Genomic DNA, 5,586 nt, shown 5'->3' with positions numbered 1-5,586 from the left:
AAGCCCGCCATATTCTCGAGCATGATCGCGCAGTCGCGCACGTCGCGCGCCATCGGCCCCGCCTGGTCGAGCGAACTCGCGAACGCCACGATGCCCCAGCGCGAGCAGCGGCCATAGGTCGGCTTGATCCCCGAAATGCCGGTGAAGGCCGCGGGCTGGCGGATCGAGCCGCCGGTGTCGGTTCCCGTCGCCGCGGGGCACAGCCGCGCCGCGATCGCGGTCGACGAACCGCCCGACGAACCGCCGGGCGCGAGCGCGGCATTGCCGCCATCCTTGCGCCGCCAAGGCGAAATGACATTGCCAAAATAAGAGGTCTCGTTCGACGACCCCATCGCGAACTGGTCGAGGTTCAGCTTGCCGAGCATCCCCGCGCCCGCGTCCCACAGCTTCGCCGACACCGTCGATTCATAACGCGGGACAAAGCCTTCGAGCATATGGCTCGCCGCGGTCGTCTGGACACCGTTCGTCGCGAACAGGTCCTTCATCCCGATCGGCACGCCCGACAGCGGCTTCAGCGTCCCCGCCGCGCGGTCGGCGTCGGCCGCCTTCGCCGCCGCGAGCGCATGCTCGGGCGTCTCGACGATAAACGCGTTGAGCGCCTTCGCGCCCGCAACATTGGCGCTGAACGCCTCGGCGACCTCGACGGCGGAAAAATCGCCCGCGCGGTGCCCGTCGCGGATCTGCGCGACGGTCAGATTCGTAAGATCGGTCATTATTCGATCACCTTGGGAACACCAAAGAAGCCGTGCATCGCCGCCGGCGCATTCGCCAGCACATCGTCACGCCGCCCACCACCGGTCAGCGGATCCGCGTCGACGACATCGTCGCGCAGCCTGAGCGTGTTCGGGATCACCGCGGTCATCGGCTCGACCCCGGTCACATCGACCTCGCCGAGTTGCTCGACCCAGCCCAAAATGCCGTTCAATTCGCCTTCCATCGCGGCGGCTTCGGCATCGCTGATCGCGATGCGCGCCAACGACGCGATTTTCCTCACTGTTGCCTGATCGATTGACATGATCGCCCTAACTTTAACGAAGCCGCGCCGCTAGCATCCCCGCCGGATCGCTTCAACCTTATCAATCCTCCCCGTGACGAAGTCATGGGGAGGGGGACCGCGCCCAAAGGGCGTGGTGGAGGGGCCGCAACGCTGCGCCATGGCCCCTCCGTCAGCGCTCCGCGCCGCCACCTCCCCATCGCTTCGCGACAGGGAGGATCCAATCCTAGTCGAAATTATCACCCATCGCCTTGCCGTTCACGAAGACTTGCCGCCGCGTAATCTGACGCACTTCGACTACCGCCTTGTCCAGATCGCTGGCTTTCCCCAGCAAGGCCGGCGCGGGGCTCGGGGGATGTTCATCATAAGGGCTCCACTGCCCGGTATTGCCTCTGCGCGCGAGCAGCAGAACATTGTCGCCAGGTCGGATCAGCGCGATCCGGTCGCCGCTCACGACATAGGCGATACAGTGCTGACTCAGGCAATGTCCGCTGCCGTTGATCGCGGTATAGGCTTCGGCCGTCAGCGTCCTTCCTTCCGGAAGAACGCGCACTTTGTCCTCGATCTTTGTCCCCGCGACGGCGACGTCATTATAGTGCTGATATTGCTGCACATCGCCCCGATATTTCGCCGCCAGCGCCAGCTTTGCGAGACCGGCCCGCTCCTTTTGCGTCGATTTCGCCAGCTCCTTCAACGCCGCGCGCCCGCTCGGCCCGAAGTCATAGGCCAGCGCCGCCCAGTCGAATTTCTCGACCGGCACCGCCCCCGATTTCAGCCGCGCAACCTGGTCGCGCGTCGAGATCGCCCCGAAATCGAGGATCGGCAGCGCCAAAAACAACGCCAGCAACGCCAGCCCGATCGCGAGCTTCTGCTGCAACGGCCGCAGCCAGTCGTCGAAATCGCGCCGGCCCTTCACCACCGCCCACAGCCCGGCGATGCCATAAGCCACCGCGATGATCGCCGCGATCACGCCCCAGATGCGCTCGGGAGTCCAGCCGTACTGGATCACGCGCAAATGCATCGAATAATAAGCGATCCCCGCGAGCGGCAGCACCGCGACCGCCAGCACCGGCGCTGCCCAGCGCAGCATCGGGTTCGTCGCGCGGTCGTCGGCGCCGTTGCCGATCACCGCATTGGCCAGCAGCACCGCGAACGCCGCCACGCCCATCATTACCGCCGCGGTCGAAAAGCCCGAATCCCACAGCTTTTGCAGCCCCGTCCCCGCGAGCGAGAGCAGGAACAACACCAGCGCCACGGCCAAGACCGGCGCCAGCACCGCGAGCACGATCATCACCAGCCGCTGCAACGTCGAAACCAGTCTGTCGCGCTCGCGCAGCAAGCCGACCGCGCCGCCGAACGCCGCCCCCGCGAGCATCCAGCCGAACCATTCGTCGTTCAGCAGGTCGAAGATCAGGTTGATCCCGATCAGCTTGAACATCTGCCCGATCAGCACGATCAGCAGGAAAGTAATCCCGACAAAGGCCAGCGACGCCGCCCCGATCACCGCATCGGTCCACGCATGGCTGTGCAGCCGCTCGTACGGCATCTCCCACAGCTTCCAGAACCGCCAGTCGGGCGCGACATCGCGCCGCGTCTGGAACAAGGGCGTCGCGACGAGCACCGCGAGCAACCCCGACCAGAAGGGCCACTCGATCAGATTGCCCCGGATATTGTAACCCGCCGTCTGCCACGCGATCAGGCCCATCACCGCGCCCCACGCCAGCGCAAAACCCAGCGCCCAGCGCCAGCGCCGCAATTCGACGCCGAGCACGAAGGTAATCGTGGCAACGACGACAAAGGCCGCAGCCGCGCTCCGCCAATAGGCGGGGTCCGACTGATGGCCCATCAGCAAATGCATCCCCAGCCCGGCGGCGGCGCAGATCGCCGCCATGATCCACGGCCGCAGCGGCCAGGGCGGATCATTGCCGTCGAGGCGCGCGGAAACGCGCGACGATCTGGCGGGCGAATCGGCGGAGGCGCCGGTTGCGACTGCATCGGTCATCGCGACATCTGGGCTTGTTTCATACGCCGCGGCAAGCCAAAGCTGCCCCAGAGCCTGCAATAAATAGGGACAGTCCCTATTTAATTTGAAGAGACGTTCATATGCTTTCGCATCGCGCCGATTAAATAGGGACAGTCCCTATTTATTGCCAGGGACTGTCCCTATTTATTGCCCCGCAGGCAAAGACCTGCCCCTCCCCCATGGAGCCCCCATTTGGCCCGCAAATTCCTCTACATCATTGCCGCTATCATCCTGCTGATCGTCGCCGCCGGGGTCGTGTACCAGCTGTTCCCGGGCTGGATCGCGCGCACCGCCTTCGTCCCCAGCACCGAATTCAAGCCGCAGGCCGCGGTCGCGCCGAACGCCTATGACGATCCGAAAATGTGGTTCGCGCGCCCGGGCATGGAAAAGGATCCGTCGGCGTGGCGCCCCGCCGCCGACGGCAGCGAAACCCCCGGGACCGAAAACGCCACCGAAAGCGCCGAAACCCGCGACCAGATCATTCCGCCCGCCAAGGCCGCGCCGACCGCGACCGAAGCCGCAACGCCCAAGGGCGACGCCGCGGTCTTCTTCGTCCACCCGACCAGCTATTACAGCCGTTCGAGCTGGAACGCGCCGCTAGAGGACCGCGATTCCGACCATCGTGCCAACCTCTTCGTCCAGGGCATGGCGAGCGCTTTTGCCGACGCCGGCGAAATCTGGGCGCCGCGCTACCGCCAGGCGACGCTCGGCGCCTTCCTCGCGCAGGACCGCGTGACCGCCGGCAAGGCAATCGATTCGGCCTATCGCGACGTCGAGGAGGCGTTCGACGCCTTCCTCGGCGCGCAACCAAAGAACAAGCCGATCATCCTCGCGGGCCACAGCCAGGGCGCGCTCCATCTCACCACGTTGCTGAAGAACAAGATCGCCGGCACCCCGCTCGCGAAGCGCATCGTCGCGGCGTACGTCATCGGCTGGCCGGTCAGCCTCGACACCGACATCGCCGGGCTTGGCCTGCCCGCGTGCCAGACCCCCGAACAAAAGGGCTGCATCGTCGGCTGGGCGAGTTTCGCCGAGCCCGCCGATCCCGAAATGGTGACCAAGGCCTATGACGGCACGATCGGGTTCGACGGCCGCCCGCGCGCCGAAACGCGGATGCTCTGCACCAACCCGCTCACCGGCATCCCCGACACCGAAGCGCCGCCCGAGGCCAATATCGGCACGCTGAAGCCGACCGAAGGCTTCAAGAGCGGGTCGCTGATCGCGGGCAAGATCGGCGCGAAATGCGACGACACACGCGGTTTCCTGATGATCGGCGATGCCGACATCGCGAAAAACTATGTCGTCGCGGGCTATGTGCTCCCCGGCAACAATTACCACGTCTACGACATCACCCTCTTCTGGGCGAACGTCCGCGCCGACGCACTCCGCCGCCTCGCGACCTATGAAGGCAAGCCGTCGCCGGTTCCGCCCGCGGCAGCGCCGACGCCTCCTCCGGCCGCCCCCGCCCCTCCAGCCTCGTCACCCCGGACTTGATCCGCGGTCCCGCTGTCTAATCCGTTCGCATCGAGCCTTCGACTGCCTTGGCAGGCGCTCAGGATAAACTTCGGCCTTTGGCCGAAGTCGAGATGCCCATCGTCCGCGCGCGCCTTCACGGTGTCTCGACTTCGCTCGACACGAGCGGGTAGAGAGGTCGCATGATCACCACCGCCGCCCCCGACTTCGCCGCCAACTTCCCGAACGGCGGCCGCCTCGCGGGCCTCGACGTCGGCACGAAAACCATCGGCGTCGCCTTCTGCGATATGAACTGGAGCTTCGCGACCCCCGACAAGACGATCATCCGCAAGAAATTCTCGGTCGATCTCGAAACGCTCAAGACCCTCATAGCGCAGCACAATATCGTCGGCCTCGTCGTCGGCCTGCCGCTCAACATGGACGGCACCGACAGCCCGCGCACCCAAAGCACCCGCGCCTTCGCGCGCAACCTCGCGCCGCTCGGCCTGCCACTGCTGCTCTGGGACGAGCGCTGGTCGACCGCCGCGGTCGAACGCGCGATGATCGCCGCCGACGTCAGCCGCGCCAAACGCGCGACACGCATCGACAGCGCCGCCGCCGCCTTCATCCTGCAGGGCGCGATCGACGCGATGACGCGCGGTTGACCGAATATATCGTCGTTTGGCTGATCGCGGCGAACGGGATCGCGTTCGCGCTGATGATCCTCGACAAAAAATTCGCCGAAAGCGGCGCGCGGCGCATTTCCGAAAATACCCTGCTCGGCTGGGCCGTCCTCGGCGGCGCGGCGGGCACCTTCGCCGCTTCGCGCCTCGTCCGCCACAAGACGCGCAAACAGCCCTTCGCGGCCCGGATGATCGCGATCCTGCTCCTCGAACTCGTCCTGCTCACGCTTTGGGCGTCCGGTTTTTCCGACCAATAGATCGCCAAGACTTAGCCGTCGCCCCCGCGAAGGCGGGGACCGCTATCGGCGTCGCGCAACATCTCCAGCGGCCCCCGCCTTCGCGGGGGCGACGACTAAGTCTTGGCGATCTATTGGTCGGAAAAACCGGACGCCCAAAGCGTGAGCAGGACGAGTTCGAGGAGCAGGATCGCGATC

At 65.8% G+C, this 5,586-nt stretch carries 6 protein-coding genes; 3 read left to right on the top strand and 3 right to left on the bottom strand.

Annotated elements, in window-relative coordinates; genetic code table 11:
• The 3 genes from VJ811_RS03005 to VJ811_RS02995 form a co-directional block, all read right to left on the bottom strand.
• A partial coding sequence (locus tag VJ811_RS03005) for an amidase (RefSeq protein ID WP_324070796.1) occupies positions 1 to 713 on the bottom strand: 713 nt, incomplete at its 3' end.
• On the bottom strand, positions 713 to 1,015 hold the full coding sequence (gene gatC / locus VJ811_RS03000; RefSeq protein ID WP_056371029.1) for an Asp-tRNA(Asn)/Glu-tRNA(Gln) amidotransferase subunit GatC: 303 nt from the start codon (positions 1,013 to 1,015) through the stop codon (positions 713 to 715). The genes gatC and VJ811_RS03005, both read right to left, overlap by 1 nt.
• Before the next feature lie 205 nt (positions 1,016 to 1,220).
• Positions 1,221 to 2,996, bottom strand: coding sequence for a DUF4153 domain-containing protein (locus VJ811_RS02995; RefSeq protein ID WP_324070795.1), 1,776 nt, complete (start codon positions 2,994 to 2,996; stop codon positions 1,221 to 1,223).
• A 213-nt stretch (positions 2,997 to 3,209) separates the two neighbouring features.
• Between VJ811_RS02995 and VJ811_RS02990 the strand changes: the two genes are divergently transcribed.
• The 3 genes from VJ811_RS02990 (at position 3,210) to VJ811_RS02980 (ending at position 5,409) form a co-directional block, all read left to right on the top strand.
• Positions 3,210 to 4,511, top strand: a complete 1,302-nt coding sequence (locus VJ811_RS02990; protein WP_324070794.1) for a DUF3089 domain-containing protein — start codon at positions 3,210 to 3,212, stop codon at positions 4,509 to 4,511.
• A gap of 161 nt (positions 4,512 to 4,672) precedes the next feature.
• Positions 4,673 to 5,134 (top strand): Holliday junction resolvase RuvX, encoded by a 462-nt coding sequence (gene ruvX / locus VJ811_RS02985; protein ID WP_324070793.1) that lies wholly within the window; start codon positions 4,673 to 4,675, stop codon positions 5,132 to 5,134.
• Positions 5,131 to 5,409, top strand: a complete 279-nt coding sequence (locus VJ811_RS02980) for a DUF1294 domain-containing protein (RefSeq protein WP_324070792.1) — start codon at positions 5,131 to 5,133, stop codon at positions 5,407 to 5,409. Before ruvX ends, VJ811_RS02980 begins: the two co-directional genes overlap by 4 nt.
• The last annotated feature ends 177 nt before the right edge of the window (positions 5,410 to 5,586 follow it).

The organism is Sphingopyxis sp., assembly GCF_035250425.1.
Lineage (GTDB): Bacteria > Pseudomonadota > Alphaproteobacteria > Sphingomonadales > Sphingomonadaceae > Sphingopyxis.
Note: the sequence above shows the minus strand (reverse complement) of the source record. Positions and strands in the feature narration are given on the sequence as shown.

Excerpts from the sequence above, each read along its gene's own strand:
- gatC (WP_056371029.1), bottom strand. The coding sequence starts at position 1,015 with ATGTCAATCGATCAGGCAACAGTGAGGAAAATCGCGTCGTTGGCGCGC.
- VJ811_RS02995 (WP_324070795.1), bottom strand. The coding sequence starts at position 2,996 with ATGACCGATGCAGTCGCAACCGGCGCCTCCGCCGATTCGCCCGCCAGA.
- ruvX (WP_324070793.1), top strand. The coding sequence starts at position 4,673 with ATGATCACCACCGCCGCCCCCGACTTCGCCGCCAACTTCCCGAACGGC.